This window comes from Amycolatopsis orientalis (assembly GCF_000943515.2).
Lineage (GTDB): Bacteria > Actinomycetota > Actinomycetes > Mycobacteriales > Pseudonocardiaceae > Amycolatopsis > Amycolatopsis orientalis.
Map to the genome: position 1 here is coordinate 8,560,543 of NZ_CP016174.1, position 22,702 is coordinate 8,583,244.

General features: G+C 70.5%; 22 protein-coding genes. 12 read left to right on the plus strand and 10 right to left on the minus strand.

Annotation, left to right across the window (positions count from 1 at the left end):
* The first annotated feature begins 55 nt into the window (after positions 1-55).
* From SD37_RS37295 to SD37_RS37315, 5 genes are all read left to right on the plus strand, one after another.
* The gene (locus SD37_RS37295; protein WP_037314903.1) at positions 56-361 is read left to right on the plus strand and encodes a hypothetical protein; all 306 of its coding nucleotides are present in this window, start codon (positions 56-58) and stop codon (positions 359-361) included.
* Positions 362-699: 338 nt separating this feature from the next.
* Positions 700-1,935, plus strand: a complete 1,236-nt coding sequence (locus SD37_RS37300; RefSeq protein ID WP_236725207.1) for a hypothetical protein — start codon at positions 700-702, stop codon at positions 1,933-1,935.
* 255 nt (positions 1,936-2,190) lie between these two features.
* On the plus strand, positions 2,191-3,033 hold the full coding sequence (locus SD37_RS37305) for a hypothetical protein (RefSeq protein ID WP_044855661.1): 843 nt from the start codon (positions 2,191-2,193) through the stop codon (positions 3,031-3,033).
* Positions 3,034-3,252: 219 nt separating this feature from the next.
* Positions 3,253-4,860 (plus strand): serine/threonine-protein kinase, encoded by a 1,608-nt coding sequence (locus SD37_RS37310; RefSeq protein ID WP_044855662.1) that lies wholly within the window; start codon positions 3,253-3,255, stop codon positions 4,858-4,860.
* 13 nt (positions 4,861-4,873) lie between these two features.
* Complete coding sequence (locus SD37_RS37315; protein ID WP_044855663.1) at positions 4,874-5,920, plus strand: serine/threonine-protein kinase; 1,047 nt, start codon at positions 4,874-4,876, stop codon at positions 5,918-5,920.
* On the opposite strand, the gene SD37_RS37320 is transcribed toward SD37_RS37315, so the two are convergent.
* Both SD37_RS37320 and SD37_RS37325 read right to left on the minus strand, forming a co-directional pair.
* On the minus strand, positions 5,921-6,589 hold the full coding sequence (locus tag SD37_RS37320; RefSeq protein WP_044855664.1) for an alpha/beta hydrolase: 669 nt from the start codon (positions 6,587-6,589) through the stop codon (positions 5,921-5,923).
* Between the two features lie 72 nt (positions 6,590-6,661).
* Positions 6,662-7,600: a LysR family transcriptional regulator gene (locus SD37_RS37325; RefSeq protein ID WP_044855665.1), complete on the minus strand. Its 939-nt coding sequence runs from the start codon at positions 7,598-7,600 to the stop codon at positions 6,662-6,664.
* Positions 7,601-7,701: 101 nt separating this feature from the next.
* Between SD37_RS37325 and SD37_RS37330 the strand changes: the two genes are divergently transcribed.
* Positions 7,702-8,643, plus strand: coding sequence for a DMT family transporter (locus SD37_RS37330; RefSeq protein WP_044855666.1), 942 nt, complete (start codon positions 7,702-7,704; stop codon positions 8,641-8,643).
* Positions 8,640-8,996, plus strand: coding sequence for a hypothetical protein (locus SD37_RS37335; protein ID WP_044855667.1), 357 nt, complete (start codon positions 8,640-8,642; stop codon positions 8,994-8,996). The genes SD37_RS37330 and SD37_RS37335 overlap by 4 nt, the downstream gene beginning before the upstream one ends.
* A 77-nt stretch (positions 8,997-9,073) precedes the next feature.
* Here SD37_RS37335 and SD37_RS37340 read toward each other — a convergent pair whose 3' ends face one another.
* The 3 genes from SD37_RS37340 to SD37_RS37350 are packed head-to-tail and all read right to left on the minus strand — an operon-like array spanning position 9,074 to position 11,519.
* The gene (locus SD37_RS37340) at positions 9,074-9,442 is read right to left on the minus strand and encodes a DUF4345 family protein (RefSeq protein WP_044855668.1); all 369 of its coding nucleotides are present in this window, start codon (positions 9,440-9,442) and stop codon (positions 9,074-9,076) included.
* Positions 9,443-10,150 (minus strand): response regulator, encoded by a 708-nt coding sequence (locus SD37_RS37345; protein ID WP_145926822.1) that lies wholly within the window; start codon positions 10,148-10,150, stop codon positions 9,443-9,445.
* 7 nt (positions 10,151-10,157) lie between these two features.
* Positions 10,158-11,519, minus strand: coding sequence for an ATP-binding protein (locus SD37_RS37350; protein ID WP_083255187.1), 1,362 nt, complete (start codon positions 11,517-11,519; stop codon positions 10,158-10,160).
* Positions 11,520-11,628: 109 nt separating this feature from the next.
* Between SD37_RS37350 and SD37_RS37355 the strand changes: the two genes are divergently transcribed.
* The gene (locus SD37_RS37355; RefSeq protein ID WP_044855670.1) at positions 11,629-12,918 is read left to right on the plus strand and encodes a PspC domain-containing protein; all 1,290 of its coding nucleotides are present in this window, start codon (positions 11,629-11,631) and stop codon (positions 12,916-12,918) included.
* Positions 12,911-13,153 carry a hypothetical protein gene (locus SD37_RS37360; RefSeq protein WP_044855671.1) on the plus strand — a complete coding sequence of 81 codons (243 nt, stop codon included), beginning with the start codon at positions 12,911-12,913 and terminating at the stop codon, positions 13,151-13,153. The genes SD37_RS37355 and SD37_RS37360 overlap by 8 nt, the downstream gene beginning before the upstream one ends.
* A gap of 280 nt (positions 13,154-13,433) precedes the next feature.
* On the opposite strand, the gene guaA is transcribed toward SD37_RS37360, so the two are convergent.
* On the minus strand, positions 13,434-14,990 hold the full coding sequence (gene guaA, locus SD37_RS37365) for a glutamine-hydrolyzing GMP synthase (RefSeq protein ID WP_044855672.1): 1,557 nt from the start codon (positions 14,988-14,990) through the stop codon (positions 13,434-13,436).
* 127 nt (positions 14,991-15,117) lie between these two features.
* On the opposite strand from guaA, the gene SD37_RS37370 reads away from it, so the two are divergent.
* From SD37_RS37370 to SD37_RS37380, 3 genes are all read left to right on the plus strand, one after another.
* Positions 15,118-15,693, plus strand: coding sequence for a DinB family protein (locus tag SD37_RS37370; RefSeq protein WP_044855673.1), 576 nt, complete (start codon positions 15,118-15,120; stop codon positions 15,691-15,693).
* 119 nt (positions 15,694-15,812) lie between these two features.
* A complete protein-coding gene (locus SD37_RS37375; RefSeq protein ID WP_044855674.1) occupies positions 15,813-16,847 on the plus strand; it encodes a zinc-dependent alcohol dehydrogenase family protein in 1,035 nt (344 codons plus the stop codon).
* A gap of 19 nt (positions 16,848-16,866) precedes the next feature.
* Complete coding sequence (locus SD37_RS37380; RefSeq protein WP_044855675.1) at positions 16,867-18,312, plus strand: aldehyde dehydrogenase family protein; 1,446 nt, start codon at positions 16,867-16,869, stop codon at positions 18,310-18,312.
* Here SD37_RS37380 and SD37_RS37385 read toward each other — a convergent pair.
* Genes SD37_RS37385 through SD37_RS37400 form a run of 4 tightly spaced genes read right to left on the minus strand, consistent with a single transcriptional unit; the run spans position 18,309 to position 22,654 of the window.
* A complete protein-coding gene (locus SD37_RS37385; protein ID WP_044855676.1) occupies positions 18,309-19,763 on the minus strand; it encodes an FAD-binding oxidoreductase in 1,455 nt (484 codons plus the stop codon). The two genes, SD37_RS37380 and SD37_RS37385, sit on opposite strands and share 4 nt — an antisense overlap.
* A 37-nt stretch (positions 19,764-19,800) precedes the next feature.
* The gene (locus SD37_RS37390) at positions 19,801-20,595 is read right to left on the minus strand and encodes an ABC transporter ATP-binding protein (RefSeq protein ID WP_044855677.1); all 795 of its coding nucleotides are present in this window, start codon (positions 20,593-20,595) and stop codon (positions 19,801-19,803) included.
* Positions 20,592-21,650, minus strand: coding sequence for a FecCD family ABC transporter permease (locus SD37_RS37395; RefSeq protein WP_044855678.1), 1,059 nt, complete (start codon positions 21,648-21,650; stop codon positions 20,592-20,594). The genes SD37_RS37390 and SD37_RS37395 overlap by 4 nt, the downstream gene beginning before the upstream one ends.
* On the minus strand, positions 21,647-22,654 hold the full coding sequence (locus SD37_RS37400) for a FecCD family ABC transporter permease (protein ID WP_044855679.1): 1,008 nt from the start codon (positions 22,652-22,654) through the stop codon (positions 21,647-21,649). Before SD37_RS37400 ends, SD37_RS37395 begins: the two co-directional genes overlap by 4 nt.
* Between the last annotated feature and the right edge of the window lie 48 nt (positions 22,655-22,702).

The window sequence follows — 22,702 nt, forward strand, 5'->3', positions numbered from 1 at the left end:
AAACTCAGGGTGTTCCCCGAGCCACGACGGCTCGGGACCAGGCAAACTGGACACCATGATTAACCTCATCGCCGTCGTGATCGCGATCGCCGGCGTGCTCGCCGCCTTGGGCCATCTCGGCTATCTCGCCCTGTTGAACAACGCGGCGGGTAAGCGCGCCGGGGGCACGCCCATCGCCCAGTACGTCAAAACACGCTGGCCGATCGCAGCGGGTACCACCGCGGCCTCGTTGTTCGCCTGGTTGCTCACTAGTGGGGGAACAACCCTCGACATCATCGCCATTTTGCTTGCAGCGGGTAGCGGTGTGACGGCCACCAAGGCCCTGCAGTCGACCCAGCAGAAGTACCGCAGCGGCAACTGAACAGCTTCACCAGCGCCGATCGCACTGCGTAACGTCGCCGAGGCCCGTACGGCCGCGCCCGACCGAGTGAAACATCTGCAACTTGCAGAGTGGGTGAAGACTTGCGGGGGCCGAGCTTTTAGTGTGGGTCCCGTGAGGACCCTTGCGTCTGGGTCGGGCGATGCCCGTATGGCGCGCGGGGGCAATGGCCCCGCGCGCCCGCAGTCGCATGCGCGTGCATTTGCTCACGAGAGTGCCCGGGAGTCTGCTCGGGAGGGATCCCGTGAAACCGTTGCTCCGTTCGGCTTAACCGGTGTCACATCGCCGTCAGGGCCGGCCCGTGAGGGGGTCGCTCGGACATGAACGGCTGGGCGGAACACCAGGGACGGACCGGACGGGACGGCGCCACGCACGCGGGCCGCCACCGGGCCGGTGGCACCGAGAGCTGGACCCCACCCGTGCCGCCGAGGCGGCAGCGCCCGACCGGGCACGGGCATCGCGCACACGGCGAGTTCGCCCCGCCCTCCACCGGTTCCCTCCCCCTGCCGCCACCGCGGAACAGGAGGGCGCCGAGCCCCGGCTACGCCCCATCGAGCGGCAGGCTGCCGCTCCCCCAGCCCGCTCGCGAGGTCCCCGTGGAACGCCCGGCCCGCGTCGAGGTCTCATTGACCGAACCCGCCCCGCCCTCCGTGGAGGAAAGGCGCGCGAAGGCCGCCCAGCGCACGAAGGTGACGCTGACGGCGCCCGCCCCGCGGCGCCCCGAGCCGGTGGAGACCGACGACGTCCGCGTCTACCTGGCCCCGTCCCTCGACGGCCTGAGCACCTTCGACCTCGGTTCGGTGCCCGCTTCGGTGACCCCGCCCAAGACGTGGCGCAAGGCCGCCTGGTTCGCCGCCGCCGCGTCCGCGCTGGTCGTCGTGGGCCTGCTGTTCGCCGGTTCCTTCCTGGTCGGCAAGCCGCTCCCGGAGCAGCAGAGCCAGGGCGGCTGGCCGGGATACCGAGGTGGCAGCCCGCTGACCAGCGAAGGGCTCGCCGGCAACCCGACCACACCGCCGCAGGGCGGCGCGGCGGGCAACCCGTCCGGCGTCGAGACCGACTCCCCCACCCGCGACGACCGCAGTTCCGCCAATTCCGGCACGTCCTCGGATCCCGAGAGCACCGGCAACGGCGGTTCGCAGCCCGATTCGGGCGGCCCCGTCACGACCGGCAGGCCCACGGCGCCGTCGAGCGACCGGCCGCAGAAGCCCCCGGTCACGCCCGCCGACCGCACGACCACCCCCGCCCCCTGGTACGCGTCGCAGCCGGACGCGCAGGCGATGGGCGACAACACCGAACTCTTCCTCAACACCGTCACCACCGACCCGCACCAGGCCTCCAACGTGACCTCGGGCGGTCTCCACGAAGAAGGCGCGCAAGGCCTGCGTGAGCGCTACGCCGACGTCGCCTATTTCGAAGTGAAGAAGGTCAGCATCGACCAGCGCCGCGGCGTCACGGTCAACACCGTCGAGGTAACCCACAAAGACGGGACGAAGACCATGGAACAGCGCACGCTGACCTTCGGTGACGACGACAAGATCGTCGACGACGGCATGTAGGTGGCCACGCACGTGCAGGTGTCCCGTTCCTCTGCACGTGCGGTGCGGCGAGCGGTTGTCCCTGGTCCGGGTGGGTGACATAAGCTGCCGTTCGTCGTATCGCGACGGCATTCCGGCGACAGGGCCTGGCCGCGGACCGTCTCCACAGGGTTACCTGACGACAGCAGGGTCCGCACCGTTCAGAAGACGGCCGCGCGGACCAGAGGCGTCGGCCGAACGGCCCAGCGCCTGCCCCGGACCAGAGCGAGGAATTTCGTGCTTGATCGACAGCGCATACGGCGTGAGGACGCCGTACGTGTCGAGGACGTCATCCCGGAAGAGATCCTGAACGACACCCGCGTCGACCGCGAGTACCTCGAGCAGGTCTTCCGCGAGCCGCAGAAGTTCGTCCCCGCCCGCACCCGCGAAGAGCCGTCGCCGCGCCCCGAGCCCGAAGACGAGCCGGAAAGCCGCAGCGCCCGGCGGGCCAAGCTGGCCGGTCTGGTCGCCGCCGGGCTGCTGGTCGCGGGAGCCGTCGTCACCGCGGGCGTGCTCGCCGGGACCCAGCGGCAGAACCCGGTGGCGGGCGCCACCGCGCCCGAGATGATGAGCGGAGCCGCCGCGCTCGGCGGGCTCGCCGTCCCGGACGCCACCGAACAGCTGCGCAAGCACGAGGCACCCGCCTCGGCGGGCACCAGCACGACGGCCCAGCCCTCTTCGGGCACCGGCTCGGGTTCGGTCCCGCGGCAGGGTTCGTCGTCCAGCAGCCCCAGTTCGCAGCCGGTCGCCAAACCGGCCGCGGTCACCACGGCCGAGGCCAAGATCGACGCGGTCCGGAAGTTCTACCAGACCGTCGACGCCGATCCCGGCGGCGCGCTCTCACTGCTCGCGCCGGTGCTGGCCGAGTCCGAAGCGGGCAGGATGATCCAGGCGTGGAGCGCCATGGACGCCATCCAGATCCAGGACATCCGGGAGCAGGCCGACGGCACGATCCTCGCCGTGGTGACCATGCGCGATCCGAACGGTGGCCTGGTGCGGGTCACGCAGGTGCTGGCGTTCGCCGACCAGACGACCGGCCTGATCACCGACGCCCGGCTGTTGTCCGCGCAGCACATGTGACGGATACCCGGCGTGAAACCGCCCTCCACCCAGGGCGATCAGAGCGTGCCGCGTGTGTGTGCGCAGAGTGAGCGCCTAGCCTTGTCACGAGTCGGTCTCGGAAAAGCCGGCACACAGACCACTACATGTGCATACGCTCCAAGGCTGTGGCGCGCTGAAGGCCGCACCGCGTGCGCGGACCACTCCGCGGCGTGAAGACGGAGCCCAAAGGGAGGTCGCGTGAGCGACGAGGGTCGCCTGGTCGCCGGTCGATATCGCATCGTCGGGCGGATCGGCACGGGCGCGATGGGTGCTGTCTGGCAAGCGCACGACGAGGTACTCGGCCGCACGGTGGCGATCAAGCAGTTGCTGCTGCAGCCCGGCCTGGAGGCCCAAGGCGCCGAGGACGCCCGCCAGCGCACCATGCGTGAAGGCCGGATCGCCGCCAGGTTGCACCACCCGAACGCCATCTCGGTGTTCGACGTCGTCACCGACGACAACGGGCAGCCGTGCCTGATCATGGAGTACCTGAACTCCACCAGCCTCGCCCAGGTGCTGCAGGAGGAGCGGACGCTGCCGCCGATCGAGGTGGCCAGGATCGGCGCCCAGGTCGCGGCCGCGCTGACCGAGGCGCACGCGGTCGGCATCGTGCACCGGGACATCAAGCCCGGCAACATCCTGCTCGCCCCCAACGGCACCGTGAAGATCACCGACTTCGGCATCTCGCGGGCCAAGGACGACGTCACGGTCACCAAGACCGGGATGATCGCCGGGACCCCCGCCTACCTGGCGCCCGAGGTGGCCATCGGCGGCGACCCCGGCCCGGAGTCCGACGTCTTCTCGCTCGGCTCGACGCTCTACGCGGCCTGCGAGGGCCAGCCCCCGTTCGGCCTCAGCGAGAACACGCTGAGCCTGCTGCACGCCGTCGCGGCCGGGCAGATCATCCCGCCGCGCCAGTCCGGCCCGCTCGCCAGTGTGCTGGCCGTGCTGCTGCACCCCGAGATCCGGCACCGGCCCACCGCCGAAGAATGCGAAGAGCTGCTGGCCGCCGTCGCGCGGGGTGAGACGCCGCTGGGCGGCCCCGCCGACGAGACCATGCTCGCGGCCCCGATCGCCGGCGGCCTCGCGGGCGCCGGCGTGACCCAGGCCCTCGACAGCGAGGCGGCCGGGCATTCGGGCTCGCTCCTCGACGAACAGGCCGCGGCGGGCCCGTACTACGACGACGAGGACGACTACGACCAGCCGGCCGCGTCGAGGTACCCGGAAGACGACTACGACGGGTACGACAACTACGACGAGACCGCGCTGATGTCCGAACGCGGCCAGGCGCCCACGCGCGCCGTCCCGGTGCCCGCGGGCGGTTACGACGACGATCCGTACGACGACGACTACGACAAGCCGCCGCCTCCGCCGCCGCCCACCCGGGCGCAGACCAGCCCGGTGGACGAGGACGACGACGAGAAACCCGGCGCGTGGAAGAAACCCGCGATCATCGGCGGGGTCGTGGTCGTGGCGCTGGCCGCGCTGGGGTTCTGGCTGCTGAGCCCGAACAACCCGGAGACGCCCGCGCAGGTCGGGAATTCCTCGACAAAGCCTTCCCCGTCGGCGACGTCTTCGGCTCCCGCCACGACGGAAACACCGACCGAGACCGAGTCGTCCGCGCCGCCCAAGGAGACGCCGTCCTCGTCGAAGAAGTCGTCGACCAAGGCGAGTCAGACGGACGAGCCGGATCCGACGACGCCGTCGAAGACGCCCACCAAGACTCCGACGAAGACGCCGACTCCGACTCCGACCCCCACCCCGACGGACACCCCAACACCACCGTCATCGACACCAGCCGGAACGTGATCCGAGGCAGCAAGTGAGTTCTGAAGGTTCCATCGTCGGCGGCCGGTACCGCCTGGATCAGCCCATCGGGCGCGGCCGGGCGGGCATCGTGTGGCTGGCGTTCGACACCCGGCTGCTGCGCACGGTCGCGATGAAGCGCATGTACCTGCCCGTCGGCCTGCCGCCGGACCGGGCGGAGCAGGCCAAGGCCGTCGTCATCCAAGAGGGCAAGGACGCGGCCAAGTTCGAGCACGCCACCGCCATCAAGGTCTACGACGTCCTACCCGACGGGCCGGACGTCTGGCTGGTGATGGAGTACATCCCGTCACGCGGGATGTCGACCTTCCTGGCCGAGCACGGCAGGCTGACCGCGGAACAGGCCGCCGCGCTGGGCATCATGCTCGGCCGCGCGCTGGCCGCGATGCACGAGGCCGGGGTGGTGCACCGGACCGTCGAGCCGGGCACGGTCCTGCTGGCCGACGACGGCGGCGTGAAGCTCACCGACATCGGCATCACCGGTGGTGGCGCGAGTCCGGCGTACCGGGCGCCCGAGGTGGCGCGCGGCGAACCGGCGACCTCGGCGTCCGACGTGTTCTCGCTCGGCGCGACGCTGTACACCGCCGTCGAAGGGGTGCCACCGTTCGGCGAGGACGGCGAATCGTCGGAGCGGCCACCGCAGACCGCCGGTCCGCTGGCCGGAGCGCTGCGCAAGATGCTGCGGGCCGACCCGGACGCGCGGCCGACGATGGCTGACACGGTCCGTTCGCTGGGCGCCATCACCGAGGGGCGGCAGACGGCGTTCATCCCGCCGACAGCGCCCGCGATGCCCACGGTCCCGGCTTCCATGCCGATGCCGATGCAGCAGGCGCCGCAGCAGCCGGTTCCGCAGTTCGCCCAGCAGCAGCCACCGCAGTATCAGCCGCCGCAGCAGTACGCGCCGCCGACACAGCAGTACCCCCCGGCACCCGCCGCGCCGGCCGCGACGAAGTCGTCCGACACCCGGAAGTGGCTGATCACGGCCGGTGCCGTCGTGGCGGCGATCCTCATCGGCGTGCTGTTCGCGGAGCTGTTCCTGATTTAGCTACAACCGCTCGCGAACCAGTGTCGCCAGTTCCACGGGCCGGCTGAGGTAGGGGCTGTGGCCGGACCGCCAGGTCACCGTCGTCTCACAGCGGGCGGCGTAGTGGGCGAACACGTCGGGCACGATCGCCCGGTCCTCGGTGCAGGCGATGTAGGTGGTCGGCGTGTCCTTCCACGCGGTCCCCTCGGGCGATTCGTCGAAGATCGTGACAGGCTCGGGGCGCAGCAGCGCCATGGCGCGCTCGGCGACAGGGTCCGTGCAGTCGGCGTACAGGGACTCTCGGACAGTGGAGAGGTCGAGGTGGGTCAAACCCGCTTCGTCGACGGTCAATGCCACCGATTCGGGTTCGCGGCCGGTTTCCTCCGTCGCCCGTTCGATCCAGTACTGGGCGGTCTCACCGGGTCCGGAGACGATGGCGGCCAGGTAGATCAGGTGCGAGATCCCCTGTAGTCCGCTGGCGGTCAGTCCGCCGTAGGAATGGGCGAGCACCACCGGGGGTTCGGACGCCTCGTCGACGAGATCCTGGACGATGCGGGTCGTTTCGGCGACCGGAAGGCCGCCGAGGTCGGGGACGGTGACCTCGACGCCGACCTGGCGCAGGCGCCCCACGACGTCGTCGAAATGGGCGGGCTGGTGCCAAGAGCCGTGCAGGACGATCAAGGGACGCACGGAGATCCTTTCACTGGCGGGAAAACGTGGGTTCCCTGCCAGGCTGTCGACCGCCGATACGGCTGTTCAAGCTCAGCCGGTTTTCCTGCCCACCTGATCACTCCCCCTTACCTGTCCGGTCAGGGCCCCTTCCCGGATGGCGCTGAGGAATCGCCGCACCGCCGGGTGTTCCCTGGCGTGCGCGGCCACGGCCGCGTGGATGGAGCGCACCGGATCGGGGCGGCGGACCTTGCGGATGGCGACGCCGGGATGCGGGGCGCCGAGGCCGAGTTCCGGGATCAGCGCGACCCCGAGCCCGGCGGCCACAAAGCCTTGTGCCGTCTGGTAATCCTCGGCTTCGACGACGTGGTTCGGGGCGAATCCGGCGGCGCCGCAGGCCTCGAGCAGGATGTCGCGGCAGGCGCCGGGGAGACCGTCGACGCCGACCCACGGGTCTTCCGCGAGTTCGCCGAGGTCGAGTACGCGCTTACGGGCGAGCCGGTGGTTCTTCGGCAGGATCGCGCGGTACGGGTCGTCGAGGACATGCACGTACTCGACGCCCTTGACGCGGGGAGTGCTGGTGGGGAGCACGATCATCGCGACGTCGGCCTTGCCGGACTCGATCTCGGGCATCGAATCGTCGGGCTCGACCAGCTTCAGATCGAGGCGCACCCCCGGGAAGTCCCGGCGCAGCGCGGCGACGGCCAGCGGGACCAGCGAGGCACCGGCCGTGGCGAAGTAGCGGATCGCGAGTCTGCCGGTGCGGCCTTCCTTGAGTTCGGTGAGCGCGGCCTCGGCCTTGGCGAGCTGGGTGCTCAGCGTTTCCGCGTGCTCGGACAGCAGCGAACCGGCCGGGGTCGGCCGCACGCCGCGGCCGACGCGCTCGAGCAGTTCGACGCCCGCTTCCCTTTCCAGGGTGGACAACTGCTGGCTGATCGCGGAAGGTGTGTAGCCGAGGTTCCGGGCGGCGGCGGTGATCGAGCCACTGCTGATCACGGCACGGAGGACCTGCATGCGGCGGACGTCCAGCATGGTCGGATCTTACAGTTCTTCTTAAGCCTTCCTGCAGTTATTTTCGCTTGTCCTTACGCGTCGGCGCGGCGAAGCTGGGCCAGGCACGAAGGAGGACTGGGGTGGGTGAGACCAAGACCCTGCTGCGGATCGGCGCGCTGGCGCTCATGTGGGGATCGAGTTTCTTCTGGATCAAACTGGGGCTGGGGGCGTTCTCCCCGGTGCAGCTGGTGCTGGCGCGGGTGGCGTTGGGGGCGGCCGTGCTCATCGGGCTCTGTTACCTGGGACGGGACAGGCTGCCGTCGGGACGGCGGATCTGGGGACATCTGGCCGTCGCGGCGTTCTTCCACAACGCGCTGCCGTTCCTGCTGTTCGCGTGGGGTGAGCTGACCGTCGACTCCGGGATCACCGGCGTCCTCAACGCGACGACGCCGTTGTGGGTGCTGCTCGCCGCACCGATGCTGGGCGCGCGGACGAAGATGACCGCGGTCCGCGTCGCCGGGCTCGTCGCGGGGCTCGCCGGGATCCTGCTGATCTTCGCGCCGTGGGAGGCCTCCGGCCTGCTCAGCTGGGGCGCGCTGGCGTGCCTCGCGGCGGCGGCGAGCTACGGGTTCGCGTTCGTCTACGAGGGCAAGTACCTGACCGGCACCGGCGACTCGCCGATGTCGCTGGCGGGCGGGCAGATGCTGCTCGCGACCGGGTTCCTGCTGCTGGCGATGCCGATGGGCGGCTTCGAACCGGTGCACCTGAGCACCGGCGCGATCGTCGCGGTGGTGGTCCTGGGGATCGGGTCGACCGGGATCGCGTTCGCGCTGAATTACCAGCTCCTCGCGAGCGAAGGCGCCGTCGCGGCTTCGATCGTCGGGTATCTGCTGCCGGTGGTGTCGGTGCTGCTGGGGGCGGTGTTCCTGGCCGAGCCGCTGAACTTCCGGGTGATCGCCGGGATGGTGGTCGTGCTGGGCGGGGTCGCGCTGACCCGGATCCGGCCGAAGGAGCGGGGGACCTTTGCTACCGCCCCGGTGGCGGAGCGGCCCCTCGCCACCGCCGGGGAGGCGACGCCGTGACGACGACGTTGTGGCGACCGACCGGCCCGGCCGAGCTCGACCTCGTCCGCGAGTCGGGCTGGCGGGAGTGGCCGCCGCGCCTGCCGGAGCAGCCGATCTTCTACCCGGTGCTGAACGAGGACTACGCCATCAAGATCGCGCGGGACTGGAACGTGCGCTACGACGGCGCGGGCTTCGTGACGCGGTTCGAGGTCGACACCGAGTTCGTCAAGCGGTACCCCGTCCAGCAGGCGGGCGGGAAGACCATCCTCGAACTCTGGGTCCCGGCCGAGGACCTCGCCGAGTTCAACGCGCACATCGTGGGGAAGATCAAGGTCACGCACGAATTCCGTCCCCCTCCTGAGCGCGTTTAGCGGGCTGAACGCGACGCGGTGCGGTGGGGCCCGGGGGCTCACCGCATCGCGTTCAGCCCGCTAAAGGCGACGCGGCGTCAGAGCACAGAGGCGACGAGCAGGGCCGCCATGACCAGCTCGACCCAGAAGTAGAGCCAGCTCGGATAGAACCGCTCGGGCCGCTCCGCGAACCGCGCCACCAGCCGGCCGAAGGCCATCCCGACCAGCGCGACGGCGACCGAGATCGCGACGCCCCGCTGGATCCCGCCGACGTCGAAAGCCGCGAAACCGAGCAGCACGGCTACCGCCACCCCGAAGCCGCCATAGACCGCGCGCACCTCGGTCCGCGCGGTCGCGGAGTCCAAGGTGATCCCGAACGGCGCGATCAGCCGACCGGGCGCGACGAGCCCGAGCAGTCCCATTCCCAGGAAGAACACGGCCACCAGGCCGATGAGCACAGCCGCCATCTAGACGAGGCGCCGGTCGGAAGCCCAACGCGAAAGCTCGTACCGGTTCGAAAGCTGGGTCTTCCGCAGCACGCTCGACACATGCGTCTCGACGGTCTTCACCGAGATGAACAGCTCGGAAGCGATCTCCTTGTAGGCGTACCCGCGCGCCAGCAGGCGCAGCACGTCGCGCTCCCGCGGCGTCAGCAGGTCGAGGTCCGGGTCGCTGATCGGCGCGGAACCCGGCCGGTCGGCGAACGCGTCGAGCACGAATCCGGCCAGCCGCGGCGAGAACACCGCGTCCCCGTCGGAGACCCGCACGACCGCGCGCACGAGTTCCTTCGACGAGATCGTCTTCGTGACATAACCGCGCGCCCCGGCACGGATCACGGCGATCACGTCCTCCGCGGCGTCGGAGACCGACAGCGCGAGGAACACGACGTCCGGCAGGTCCGGGCGGACCCGGCGCAGCACCTCGGCGCCGCCGCCGTCCGGCATGTGCACGTCGAGCAGCACCACCTGCGGCTTGGTCCGGGCGATCCCCGCGACCGCCTCGGCCACCGAGCCCGCCTCGCCGACCACGCGGACGTCGTCGGTGATCGAGTCCAGTTCGGTGCGCACACCCGCCCGGAAGAGGGCGTGGTCGTCGACGAGGAAGACCTTGACCGGCTCCCGCGTCTGCTGGTTCTCCGTCACGATGCTCCCTCGTTCGCCCTGTCCCGTGAGCATAGCGACCTCACGCCGCGCCCTTCCCCGCCTTGACCGGCATCTCCAGCTGGACTTCGGTTCCTTCACCCGGTGCGGTACGCAGCTTGCACTTGCCCCCGTGCCGTTCCATCCGCCCCCGGATGGAGTCCGCGAGTCCGTGCCGGTCGGCCGGGACGACGTCGGGGTCGAAACCCTTGCCGCGGTCGCGCACGAAGACCGTCACCGCTGTCGGCTCGACCTCGGCGTACACGCTGACCTCGTCGACGCCCGCGTGTTTGGCGGCGTTGACGATCGCTTCGCGGGCCGCCTGGACCAGCGCGGTCAGCGGCTCGTTCAGCGTCGCCTCCCCCACCACGACCTGCTGGACCGAGATCGCGAACGCGTCCTCGACCTCGCCGCACGCGACCGCGAGCACCTCGGACAACTGCCCGCTGATCGCTTCCTGTTCGGTTTTCTGGCTCTTGCCGTACCCCGTCGGCCCGTACAGCCAGCCGCGCAGTTCACGTTCCTGACCGCGCGCGAGCCTGGCGACCTCGCGCGGCGATTCCGCCTGCTTCTGGATCAGCGCGAGGGTCTGCAGGACCGAGTCGTGCAGATGCGCGGCGATCTCGGCGCGTTCGTCGGTGCGGACGCGGGCGGTGCGCTCGTCGGACAGGTCGCGGACCAGGCGCAGCCAGAACGGGACGGTCAGCACGGCGACCCCGAACAGCGTCGCGATCACCGCGACCAGCGCGAACTTGACCTGGTCGATACTGCCGCTCTGCAGGACAACGACGCCGATCCCGGTCATCACCAGCGCGACACCGGCGACGACGCGGATCGCGGCCGACCAGCCACCGCCGCCGAGGAACGCCCCGGCGACGCTGCCCTTGGCGCCGAGACGCCAGCGCCTCCGCTGCGACTCGTCGGCCTCCCGCCAGACGACGGCCGCACCGATCATGGCGAGCGCGAGCGGGATGGCGAGCCAGCCGCTGATCAGGCCGGTCAACGTGCCGCTGGCGACAGCCAGCCCGACCCCGAGCGCCATCAGGCCGAAAGCCTGCTGCTTCTCCTTCGGGGCGGCCTTCTCCTGCTCTTGCGCGATCTCACCGGACTGCTGCTGGACGAAGACCCAGAGCAGGCCGTACGCGAGCAGGCCGGCGCCGTTCATGGCGGCCAGCAACGCGAACGCCGTCCGGACCCAGAGCACCTTGACGCCGAGGTGGTCGGCGAGCCCACCGGCGACGCCCGCGATGGCGCGGCCGGAGCGGCGGCGGTACATCTTGGGCGGCTCGAAGGGCGCCGGGGACAGACTGCCGGGAACGGGCACCGGCGGGCGCTCGATGATCGTCGGCTTCACCTGTCCGGCGAGGTCGCTGGGGGCGGATTCCTGCACGTTCTCCATGGTCACACGGAGTGGGACACTGATCCATCGGGGAAACCCCTGACTCTTCCCGCTGGGGAAACCTCAGGGACGATCCCGGATGTGGCCGTCCCCGCCGGAGCGCATTCTTTGTGGCATGAGTGGGAGTGAGACACACACGCCGAAGCGCGGCCCCGCGGCCGGCTTCGAAGAGACCGTCAAGGATTTCTGGCGGAGCAGGCCGGTCCGCCCGGCGCACGGCCGCAAGTTCGCCGGGGTCGCCGCGGGGATCGGCTACCGGTACGGCATCGACCCGACCGTCGTCCGCGTCGCGCTGGTCGCCGGGACCGTGTTCGGCGGGTTCGGTGTCTTCGTCTATCTGCTGGGCTGGCTGTTCCTGCCGCAGGAAGGCGACCGCGTTTCCGCGTTCGAAGGCCTGATCGGCCGGGGCCGCGCGTCGAGTTCGCCGGCGTTCGCGGTGCTGCTGCTGGTCCTGCTGTTCCCGGGGCTCACCTGGACCTTGAGCGGCGGCTGGATGACCGACGGCACCGGGCTGATCGGTTTCGCGCTGATGGCCGTCGCGCTGTACCTGCTGCACCGCAGCCGCGGACAGTTCAACCGGCCGACGATGCCCGCGCCGGAGTATCCGACCGCCGCGTTCTCGATGGCGTCGGCGTCGACCTCGGCATCGACCGCCTCCTCCTCGACGACGACGGCGACCGAGGGCGGCTGGGACCCGCTCGCGGCCGACCCGTCCGCCTGGGATCTGCCGAACGCTTCGCCGTCCGGCGGTCTGCCGCCGCAGTCTCCTCCGCCGCCTCCCGCGCCGCCGATGCCTCGCGGCCGGAAGTCGAAGATCGGCGTCGCGACCTTCGGGGTGGCCGTGCTGGTCGGCGGCGTGGGCACCGTCCTGGGCCTCGACGGCGAACCGTGGTTCTCCATGCAGCACGTCGTCGGGCTCACCCTGGGCGTGGTCGGCATCGGGCTGGTCGCCGGGGCGTTCGTGCGGGGCGGCCGCGGGCTGATCGGGCTGGCGGTGCCGCTGGCGATCGTCGGGATGGCGCTCACCACGATCCCGTTCGAGAACTTCGACGTGAAGGGCGGCATGGGCGATCTGAGCGCGACACCGAGCCAGGTGTCCGACGTACAGCCGGAGTATCACCGCTCGGCCGGGAACATCGACCTCGATCTCACCAAGCTGCCCGCGGACAGCTCGGTGACCACGAAGGTCACCACTGGGGCGGGCAACTCGACGGTGCTCGTGCCGATGAACGCCGAAGTGAAGGTCACCTGCGAGACCGGGGCGGGTGACGTCGACTGCCTCGGCCAGTCCCGCTCGGGGCTCGGCGTGGACGCGGTCGACTTCACAGCGCCGGGCACCGGTAGCCAGAAGATCGTCCTGCAGGTCAAGAACGGTGTCGGAGACGTGGAGGTGCGTCGTGGCTGAGTACGACTACGACAATTACGACAGCTCGCAGAGCCAGTCGGCTCAGCCTGCGAAACGCGGGGTGGACGTCTTCACCCTGATCGTCGGGATCGCGACGCTGCTGGTGTCGGGTTACGTCCTCTCGGACGGCTCCTCGTGGCTGCCGCAGTTCGACTTCCGGTGGGTCATGGCGGGCGGGGCGATCTTCGTCGGCGTCCTGCTGCTCGCCGCTTCGCTGCGCAAGAGCCGCCGGTAGCGGCCCCGCTCACGACTCACTCCCTCTGAAGGCCCCGGCCCCTCGCCGGGGCCTTCGCCTTTGCCCCCACCTGCGGGCGGGAGCGACTTTAGCCCCCTAATCGTGCTCCGGTCGCCCAGGTGCCAAGGCGACCGGATCGCGATTAGGGGGCGAAAGTCGACCTGGGTCGCCCAGGTGCCCGAGGCCCTCCAGATCGCGATTAGGGGGCTAAAGTCGCTCCGCTCGCCCAGGGGCCCCGGATCGCGATTAGGGGGCTAAACGCAAGTCGGAGCGGAGCGGGTCACTCCCACTCGATGGTGCCCGGCGGCTTGGACGTGACGTCCAGGACCACGCGGTTCACCTCGGCGACCTCGTTGGTGATGCGGGTCGAGATCCGCTCCAGCACTTCGTAGGGCAGCCGCGTCCAGTCCGCGGTCATCGCGTCCTCGGACGACACCGGCCGCAGCACGATCGGGTGGCCGTAGGTCCGCCCGTCACCCTGGACGCCGACACTGCGGACGTCGGCCAGCAGCACCACCGGGCACTGCCAGATCTCGTTGTCCAGCCCGGCCGCGGTGAGTTCCTCACGCGCGATGGCGTCCGCCGCGCGCAGCGTCTCGAGCCGCTCGGCGTCGACGGCGCCGATGATCCGGATGCCGAGCCCCGGGCCGGGGAACGGCTGCCGCTGCACGATCGTCTCCGGCAGCCCGAGCTCCAGCCCGACGCGGCGCACCTCGTCCTTGAACAGCAGGCGCAGCGGCTCGACCAGCTCGAACTGCAGGTCCTCGGGCAGTCCGCCGACATTGTGGTGGCTCTTGATGTTCGCCGCGCCCTCGCCGCCGCCGGACTCGACGACGTCCGGGTACAGCGTCCCCTGGACCAGGAACTTGTAGTCGCCCTCGGCCTTGAGGTCGCGCTCGGCCTGCTCGAACACGCGGATGAACTCGCGGCCGATGATCTTGCGCTTCTCCTCGGGGTCGGTGACCCCGGCCAGCGCGTCGAGGAACCGCTCACGGGCGTCGACGGTGACGAGGTTGACCCCGGTCGCGGCGACGAAATCCCGCTCGACCTGGGTGCGCTCGCCCGAACGCAGGAGGCCGTGGTCGACGAACACGCAGGTCAGCCGGTCACCGATGGCACGCTGGACCAGCGCCGCCGCCACGGCGGAGTCGACACCGCCGGAGAGCCCGCAGATCGCGCGGCCGTCGCCGACCTGCTCGGCGATCCGCTTGACCTGGTCGTCGACGATGGACGACGTCGTCCACTGCGGCCGGATGCCGGCGATGTCGTGCAGGAAGCGGCGAAGCACCTCCTGGCCGTGCGGCGAGTGGTGCACCTCAGGGTGGTACTGGACACCGGCGAAGCGGCGCTCGACGTCTTCGAACCCGGCGACCGCGGCGCCATCGCTCGACGCGGTCACGGTGGCGCCCTCGGGGGCCTTGGTGACGCTGTCGTTGTGGCTCATCCAGGCGGGCTGGTGGTTCGGGAGGCCGGCGTGCAGGACGCCGCCATCACCGGCGACGCGGACCTCGGTGCGGCCGAACTCGCGGATCCCGGTCGGCTCGACCGTGCCGCCGAGCGCCTGCGCGAGCACCTGGTGGCCGTAGCAGATGCCGAGGATCGGCACGCCCGCCTCGACCAGCCCGGGGGCGAGCGCGGGGGCGTTCTCCGCGTACACGCTGGAAGGACCGCCGGAAAGGATGATCGCGGCCGGGTCTTTCGCGAGGATGTCCTCGGCGGTGGCCGTATGCGGGACGACCTCGGAGTAGACCTGGGCCTCCCGCACGCGGCGCGCGATCAGTTGCGCGTACTGCGCCCCGAAGTCCACGACGAGTACCGGACCGGTGGGACTGGGCACCTGAGACCTCCTGATCAGAACAGCACGCTTCCCCACCATCGTCCCAGGTGGGCCCGGTCACCCCGCCGCCAACCCCCACACGATTCAGGACAGTCGCTGACCGCTAGGCGGCCTACCGTCCGAAGGCATGGGCATCGACTGGAGCAAGGAACTGTCCGAACAGCTCGACTGGCACTGGACACGGCACCTCAGGCCGCGGCTGGACACGCTCACCGACGGCGAATACTTCTGGGAGCCCGTCGAGGGCTGCTGGTCGGTGCGGCCGGGTGAGGAAGGCCGCTTCACCATCGACTGGGCGTACCCGGAGCCGTCACCGCCGCCGGTGACGACGATCGCCTGGCGCCTCGCCCACATCATCGTGGGCGTCTTCGCGATGCGGAACGCGTCGCATTTCGACGGCCCGCCCGCCGACTACCTGACGTTCCCCTACGCGGGCTCGGCCAAAGAAGCGCTGGAGCAGCTCGACGACGCCTACGCGCGCTGGCGTGACGGCGTCCGCGGCCTGACTATCGAAGACCTCGCGAGGCCGTGCGGCCCGGCCGAAGGCCCGTACTCCGAATACCCGCTCGCGACCCTCGTCCTGCACATCAACCGTGAGGCCATCCACCACGGCGCCGAGATCCTTCTCCTGCGTGACCTCCACACGCGTCGCGTTCCGCCCCCTAATCGCGACACGCAGGCCACGTCGCCTTTAGCCCGCTAAACGCGCTCCCTCCCCCAGGTCGCCTTCCGCCCCCTAATCGCGACGCGCGGCCCGCGTCGCGTTTAGCGGGCTAAACGCGACGCGCCCATACTGGGCCCAGTCGAGGAAAGGACCCCGTCTTGCGAGCGACTGTCATCTACGGCGCCGGCGACGTACGCGTCGAGACCGTCCCGGACCCGAAACTGAGCGAACCGACCGACGCCCTCCTCCGCGTCGTCCGCTCGTGCATCTGCGGCAGCGACCTCTGGCCGTACGGCAGCATGCCCGCCCGCGACCGCGGCGTCCGGATCGGTCACGAATTCCTCGGCGTCATCGAGGCCGTCGGCTCCGACGTCACCACGCTCAAAACGGGCGACCTGGTCGTCGCGCCCTTCGTGTACTCCGACAACACGTGCCAGTTCTGCCGCGAAGGCCTCCACACCTCGTGTCTGCACGGCGGCTTCTGGGGCGCGAAGGGCGTCGACGCCGGCCAGGGCGAGGCCGTCCGCGTCCCGCAGGCCGACGGCACCCTCGTGAAACTGCCGCACACCGAGGACGACGACCTCCTCGCGTCGCTCCTCACCCTCTCCGACGTCTTCCCGACCGGCCACCACGCCGCGGTCAAGGCGGGCGTGAACGAGCGCACCACCGTCACCGTCATCGGCGACGGCGCCGTCGGGCTCTCCGCCGTCCTCGCCGCGAAGCGTCTCGGCGCCGAGCGGATCATCCTGATGGGCCGCCACCAGGCACGCACGGACCTCGGCCGCGAGTTCGGCGCGACAGACGTCGTCTCCGAACGCGGTGACGAAGGCATCGAGAAGGTCCGCGAGCTGACGAGCGGCGAAGGCACGCACACCGTCCTCGAATGCGTCGGCACGAAGCCCGCCTTCGAGATGGGTGTCGGCGCGGTCCGCCCGGGCGGCACGATCAGCCGCGTCGGCGTGCCGCAGTACGACGAGGGCCCGATCGGCCCGCCGCTGTTCCGCCGCAACATCACCGTCACCGGCGGCGTCGCCCCCGCCCGCCATTACATCCCCGAACTGCTCGACGACGTCGTCGAGGGCAGGTATCAGCCGGGCAAGGTGTTCGACCGGACCATCGGGCTCGAAGAGGTCCCCGACGGCTACCGCGCGATGGCCGACCGGGAGGCGCTCAAGGTGCTCGTCAAGCCCTGACTGGAATACCTTGTCATCCATGGACATGATCACCCCGGAGCCGCGCCCCGCCTGGATCGCCGGCCGCGCCGAGCAGGGCGCTTCGACGCTCACCGTGCACCATCCTTACGACGGAAGCGAAGTCGCGACCGTCGCGGTGCCCGGTCCGGAGCAGGTCGAACGAGCGGTGAGCGCGGCGGCGGGTGTCGCGAAGGAGTTCCGGCGCTCGTCGGCGCACAGCCGCGCCGCGGCGCTCGACCACGTTTCGCGGGTCATCGCCGGCCGGGCCGAGGAGATCGCCGAGGTCATCACCGCCGAGAACGGCAAACCGCTCAAATGGGCCGACGCCGAGGTGCGGCGCGCGGTGTCGGTCTTCCGGATCGCCGCCGAGGAGGCCCGCCGGTTCAGCGGTGACCTGCAGCGCTTGGACACCGACCCGGCGGGCGAAGGCAGGCTGGCGCTCACCCGCCGCGTCCCGCGCGGCCCCGTCCTGGGTATCGCGCCGTTCAACTTCCCGCTGAACCTGGTGGCGCACAAGGTCGCCCCGGCGCTCGCGGTCGGTGCGCCGATCATCGTCAAACCCGCGCCGCGCACGCCGCTGGCCGCGCTGATCCTCGGCGAGATCCTGGCCGAGACGGAGCTGCCGGAAGGCGCGTTCTCGGTGCTGCCGCTCGGAAACGAGGAGACTTCGGCGCTGGTCGCGGATCCCCGGCTGCCGGTCGTGTCGTTCACCGGTTCGGGTCCGGTCGGCTGGTCACTGGCGGATGCCGCCCCGCGCAAGCACGTCGTACTCGAACTCGGCGGCAACGCGGCCGCCGTCGTGCTGCGCGACTGGCCGGATCCCGAGGGCGCGGCGGAGCGCATCGCGACCTTCGGCAACTACCAGGCCGGGCAGTCGTGCATCGCGGTGCAGCGGGTGATCGTCGAACGCGAGGTCGCGGGCGAATTCGTGCCCGCGCTGGTGGAAGCCGTGAAATCCCAGCGGACCGGCGACCCGTACGACAAGAACACCGACGTGGGACCGGTCGTCGACGAGGCCGCCGCGGAGCGGATCGTGGCCTGGATCGACGAAGCCGTCGCCGCGGGCGCGAAGCTCCTCACCGGCGGCAAGCGGGACGGCGCGACAGTGGAGCCGACCGTGCTCACCGACGTGCCACCGTCCACAAAGGCCTGGGCGGAGGAGATCTTCGGCCCAGTGCTCGCCGTGTCCATTGTGGATGGTGTCGACGAGGCTTTCGCGTCGGTCAACGAATCCGCCTACGGCCTCCAGGCCGGGGTGTTCACCCGCGACGTGCATCTGGCCTTCTACGCGTCGACCGAACTCGAGGTCGGCGGCGTGATCATCGGGGACGTCCCCTCCTACCGCGCGGACCAGATGCCGTACGGCGGCGTCAAGGGTTCGGGGGTCGGCCGGGAAGGCGTTCTCGCCGCGATGCACGACCTCACCGAGGAACGGGTCACCGTCTTCACCGGCATCGACCTCTAGCCGGGAGTGATGCCCTGCGCGAACCCGAACACCTTGTCCGGGTCGTAGGTCTTCGCCACCTGCTTGAGGCGGGTGGCGTTGTCGCCGTAGTAGGCCGTCATCCAGTCGGGCAGGGCGGGGTCGATGTAGTTGACGTAGCCCCCGCCCAGCCCGATCCCCGTCACCACCTCGGCCACGGAATCCGTTGCCGCGGAACGGTTACGGGGATCCGCCTGGCTGTAGATCTGCACACTGCCGATCGCCTTGCGGTGCCAGAAGGCGGTGTCCCCCGGGGCGATTTCGGCCACGGCTCCGCCGAGACCGTCGATCAGGACGTCCATTCCGCGCCTCCCGGAAAGCGCGGACGTCAGCTTGGCCGGATCGGCCGGTTCACCGAGGATCCGCGAAGAGGCCACAAAGGACTGTCGATTCTCGCTGCCGGAGAAGTACTTCATCGCGCCGAGATAGTCGAGCTGCTTCATGGTCTGCGTGGCACCGCTCTTGTCGGTCAGCCGCGAAAGTTCCGTGGTCAGGGAAGCGGAATCCCCTACATAGCAACCGGAAACCCGGCACCCTACCGGAGATCCGCCCGACAGCACGACGTTCGCCCACAGTTCCGGCGGCGCTTCGGGAAGCCAGCGCTGCCACTGGGCGAGGACGTCGTTCGCGCTGCCCGCCGGGAAACGCAACGAGAACACCGAAACGGCCGAGGGTGCCGGATCGGTGCGAAAGGTGAACGAGGTGACGACGCCGAAGTTGCCGCCTCCTCCACCCCTGAGCGCCCAGAACAAGTCGGGCTCGGAATCCGCCGACGCGGTCCGCAGCTTCCCGTCCGCCGTGACGATCTGCGCGGACACCAGGTGATCACAGGTGAGACCGTATTTGCGGGCGAGGACACCGATCCCGCCACCGAGCGTCAGCCCGGCGATCCCGACAGTGGGACAGGAACCCGCGGGCAGGCACCGGCCCGCACCGCCGAGCTTCGCGTAGACGTCCTTCAGCTTCGCGCCCGCGCCGATCACGACCTGTTCACCTTGGACGTCCACTGAGGACATTCCACCGAGGTCGATCATCAAGCCACCGTCGGGAACCGAGTAGCCGCCGTAGCTGTGGCCGCCACCGCGCGCGGCGATCGGGATCCGCCGTGCCGCGGCGGAAACGGCGGCCTGCACGTCTTCCGGCTTGGCGCAGAGGGCGATCGCGGCGGGTTCGCGCCCGTCGAAGGCCGGATTGAACACGCGTTTGGCGTTGTCGTAACCGGAATCCCCCGGCAGGAGCAGGGAAACCTTCTTCCGCAACGCGGCCCAGTCCGGCGGCCCGGACGGCGGTGGGACGCTGCTGCTCGGCGGCAAGGACGTTCCCGGCGCCGAACTGGGCACCGACGCGGGAGGCGCGGCCGAGCACGCCGTCGCGGCCGCCCCGGCCGCTGTCGCACCGGCGAGCTTGAGGAAGGTCCTTCGCCCCAACTTCATGCCCGTAAGACGCCCGTGAGGCGGGCAGGTTGCCGTTCTACCCCCGAAGGTGGGCGCTCACCGGCACGACCAGGGGCGTACCGGACACCGGATCCGCCATGACCTTCGCCGACAAGCCGAAGATCTCGTCGAGGAGCGGTTCGGTGAGGACCTCCGCGGGCGGGCCCTGCGCGACGATCCGGCCGTCGCGCATGGCGACCAGCGTGTCCGCGTACCTGGCGGCGAGATTCAGGTCGTGCAGCACCATCACCACCGTGGTCCCGCGCTCCTCGTGCAGCCGGTACACCAGATCCAGCACGTCGATCTGGTGCGCGAGGTCGAGGTAGGTGATGGGTTCGTCGAGCAGGAGCAGCCCGGTCTCCTGGGCCAGCGTCATCGAGATCCACGCCCGCTGCCGCTGACCACCGGAAAGCTGGTCGACGACCCGGCCGGCGTGCTCCTCCATCCCGGTCAGCCGCAGGGCCCGCTCGATCGCCTCGTCGTCGGAGGAGGACCACTGCCGGTACCAGCTCTGATGCGGATGCCGTCCCCGCCGGACCAGGTCGGAGACGGTCAGCCCTTCGGGCGCGGACGGCGTTTGCGGCAGCAGGCCGATGATCTTGGCGACCTCGCGGGTCGGCAGTTTGTCGATCCGCTCCCCGTCGAGCAGGACAGCGCCCTGACGTGGTTTGAGCAACCTCGCCAGCGCGCGCAGCAGCGTCGATTTGCCGCAGCCGTTGGGCCCGATGATCGCGGTGACGGTCCCGTCGAGGACGTCGAGGTCGAGCCCGGTCACGACGGGTGTTTCGCCGTAACCGAGTTCCAGTTCCCGGGCACGCAGTCTCGCGTTCACGCGCGCTCCTCCTTACGGCTGCGGACGAACAGGAAGATCAGGTAGGGAGCGCCGAGGATCGCCGTCAGCACGCCAACCGGGAGCCCGGACAGGCCCGGCGTCACCCGGACGACGAAGTCCGCGCCCACGGTCAGCAGCGCGCCGAGGATCATCGAGCCGACCAGCGGCGGCTGTGCCGACCGGACGAGCCGGAGCGCGATCTGCGGAGTGGCCAGCGCGACGAAGGTGATCGGCCCGGCGGCCGCGGTGGCGACGGCGGCCAGTGCCGCCGCGAGCAGCAGCAGGGTCCCACGGGCGGCGTCGACCCGGATGCCGAGGCCACGCGCGGTGTCGTCGCCGAACTGCAGCCCGCCGATGGTGTGCCCGGCGATCAGCGTGACCGGCGCGAGCACGGCCAGCGTGAGCAGGACCGGGCCGACCGACTCCCAGCCGACGTCGGCGAGGCTGCCCACGATCCACGTCGTCGCCCGCGCCGCGTTGTCGACGTCTCCGACGGTCAAGAGCCAGTACACGAGGTTGTAGCCGACGGCCGACAGCGCGATGCCGATCAGGACGAGCCGGTAGCCGTCGATCCCGCGCCGCCAGGACAGGGCGTACAGCAAAATCCCCGCGATCACGCCGCCCGCCAGTCCGGCGAGCGGTACGCCCAGCGTGCTCGCCAGGCCGCTGACCTGGCCGCCCGCGCCACCGGCGACGATCACGCCGACCGCGCCGACACCCGCGCCCCAGGTGATGCCGAGGATGTCCGGGCTGGCCAGCGGGTTCCTGGCGATGGTCTGGAACAGCGCGCCGGACAACCCGAGTGCCGCGCCGACGCCGATCCCGGTCAGCGTGCGCGGCATCCGGAGATCGAAGATGATCCCGCGTTCCCGCGCCGTGCCGCCGCCGAACAAGGTCTTCAGGACGTCGGCGAGGCCGATGTGGGAGGTACCGATGCCGATGTTCAGCGCGGCGACCAGCACCAGCGCGATCGCCGCGAGGGTCACGACGGCGAGTGTCCTCGGCCGGACCGTCCAGGCCGCCCGGCCGGCCGTGATCACCTTGGGAGCCGTCATATCCGTGCCAAGCCCTTCTTGCGGACCAAGTGGACGAACACCGGCACGCCGAGGACGGCGAGCATGATGCCGACCTCCAGGCTGTCCGAGGCGACGACGCGGCCGAGCAGATCCGCGGCCAGCAGCAGGATCGCCCCGAGCACCGCCGAAAACGGCACCAGCCAGCGATAATCCGGGCCGCTGATCGCCCGCGCGAAATGCGGCACCAGCAGGCCGAGGAACGCGATCGGCCCGCAGGCGGCGACGGCGGCACCGGTCAGCAGCGTGATGGCGGCGACCCCGAGCAGCCGCGTTCGCCCGACCCGCCGCCCGAGCGCGACGGCGACGTCGTCGCCGAGCGCCAGCGTGTTCATCCCGGGGGTGTTGACGACAGCGAGGAGCAGGCCCGCCGCCACGAACGGCGCGATCTGGCCGATCATCGCGGGGTCGCGGCCGGCGATCGAGCCGACATGCCAGAAGCGGTAGGTCTCCATCCCGCGGTCGTCGCCGAGCACGATGGCGGAGATGACACCGTTGAGCAGAGCGCTCACCGCGGCCCCGGCCAGAGCGAGCGTCACCGGGGTCGCGCCGCGTCCGCCGACCGCGCCGAGCAGGAACACCACGGCGCTCGCGACGAGGGCGCCGGCGAAGCCGAACCAGATGAACGTGTACAGGTCGTCGATGCCGAACACGACGACGGCGAGCACGACCGCGAACGCCGCGCCCTGGGTGACGCCGAGCAGGCCGGGGTCGGCCAGTGGATTGCGGGTGTGGCCCTGCATGAGTGCTCCGGCGGCGCCGAGCGCGAGCCCGGCCAGCACGCCGAGCAGCGTGCGCGGGACCCGCAAGGAACGGACGATCAGGTGATCCGGCGCGGCCGTGGGGTGGAAAAGCGCGTCCCAAACGACACCCAGGGGAATCGATCGCGCACCGAGGGCGATGCTGGCGACGCAGATCACAGCCAGAAGCGCGACGAGCAGGGCTCCCGCTGTCGCCTTCCCAACACGAACTTCCACTGTGGACATCCGCCATCCTATGCTCCGGTTAGGAAAGCCTAACCGCACAGAAAGAGT